General features: G+C 43.1%; 2 protein-coding genes. Both read right to left on the reverse strand.

Annotated features, from left to right (window positions below; translation table 11 throughout):
* Positions 1-1571 (reverse strand): NAD(P)H-hydrate dehydratase (locus Q8P28_07280; protein ID MDP2682590.1); only part of this gene is annotated, 1571 nt, incomplete at its 3' end.
* Between the two features lie 185 nt (positions 1572-1756).
* Positions 1757-1860 (reverse strand): IS3 family transposase (locus Q8P28_07285; protein MDP2682591.1); only part of this gene is annotated, 104 nt, incomplete at its 5' end.

Genomic DNA, 1860 nt, shown 5'->3' on the forward strand with positions numbered 1-1860 from the left:
ATGAATGAGTTAATCACCTGCGGCAATATATTTAATATATCCCCTGCCATCATGCCAACCTGCCCCTTTTCCTTTGCCGCCTCATCCCCTGCCAATCCATGCAGATATACCCCTATCCTTGCGGCATCAATATGGCTGTAACCCTGCGCTATAAAACCGCCTATCATACCGGAAAGAATATCGCCTGTTCCTGCTGTTGCCATGCCGGGATTTCCTGTGGGATTTATGAAAATTCTGCCTGACGGCTCTGCAATGACTGTCCTTGCGCCTTTCAGCGCCACAATAACATTATTCTCTTTAGCGAATCTTGATGCTATACCAATCCTGTCTTCCTGAACATCCTTTACTGTCATACCAACGAGCCTTGCCATCTCTCCGGGATGAGGCGTAATAACAACAGGCGCCTTTGCCTTTTTTAAAATCCTCACATCGCCAGCCAGACAATTTACAGCATCTGCATCAATGACCAAAGGAATTTTAGATTCCGTTATAAGCCTTAAAACAAGCTTCTTCACAGGCTCTGAGACTGTAAGTCCGGGGCCAATAATGACAACCTTTTTATCCCTGATAAATGATATTATACTTCCCAATGCCTCATACCCCAGCACACCAGATGTTGATTCAGGCAATGGATATGTCATAACCTCTGTAAGTTTTTTTGCCATAATTGGATTCAGGCTTTTTGGAATACCCAGAGTAACAAGGCCAGCCCCTGCCCTCATAGCGCCAACAGATGTCATGGCAGCGGCGCCTGTCTTGCCCGTAGAACCGGCCAGAACAAAGACATGGCCAAAAGTCCCTTTATGGCTATTGCCGCGCCTCGGCCTCAAAAGTTTTTTAATGCCTTCAAAATCAAGAAGCTCCCATAGTATCCTCTCGTCTTTTAGCAGTTCTGCCGGCATACCGATGTCAACTGTCTCAACCCTTCCTGCATAATCTGCGCCAGGATATATCAGAAGCCCTATCTTAGAAATTGCCATTGTTGCTGTAATTGTTGCCTTTACACAACTGCCAAGAACCTTGCCATTTGAAGCATCAAGGCCAGATGGAATATCAACTGAAACAACCGGTTTATTCAAGTTGTTTATAAAACCTATCACCTTTTGATGAATCCCCTTTACAGGAGATGAAAGCCCTGTGCCAAAGATTGCATCTACAATTAAAGCAGAGTGCCTTATATTGCTTCTATATTTTTCAATCCCTCTCATTGACAAAATTTCTATTATCTCTCCACCCATCCTGCCCCATATATTCATATTTACCTTTGCATCGCCCTTTACATCCGATTTTTTTGCAAGCAGATAAACAACAACCTTAAAACCCTTATTGCTCAAATGCCTTGCCGCAACAAACCCATCGCCGCCGTTATTGCCTTTGCCTGCAAAGATAGAAACATTTTTGCCTTCGTAGGGGAGGGGCTTGTCCCCTCCCGTAAGGCCGCCAAAATCTCTTTCAATAATCCCAACAACACCCCTGCCAGCATTCTCCATAAGCACAAGACCGGGAATGCCATATTTCTTTATGGCAATTTCATCAAGCCGCCTCATTGTAGCTGCATCAACAATTTTCATGGTTTGAAAAAAAATATCACACTCCACATGGTTTTGCAATTTTAAAGCAGGAAAGTAGAAAATCTTGACACTGCACACAGTCTGTTTATAATAGTGCCAGTTGTATGGGTATAAAGAATAAGTATAAATAATGAATGTTGGACTCGGGAGTGGACTTCCCCCGAATTTAAGGACACTAAGTTAGGTTAGGCTACCATAGATTCGAGCTCATAAGATACTGGAGAAAGATACCCCAGTGTTGAGTGACGTCTCTTTCGATTATAGAATATTTCAATATAATTAAAAATAC

The sequence above is a fragment of the Deltaproteobacteria bacterium genome, from assembly GCA_030690165.1.
In the GTDB taxonomy this organism is placed as follows: Bacteria; Desulfobacterota; GWC2-55-46; order UBA9637; family UBA9637; genus JACRNJ01.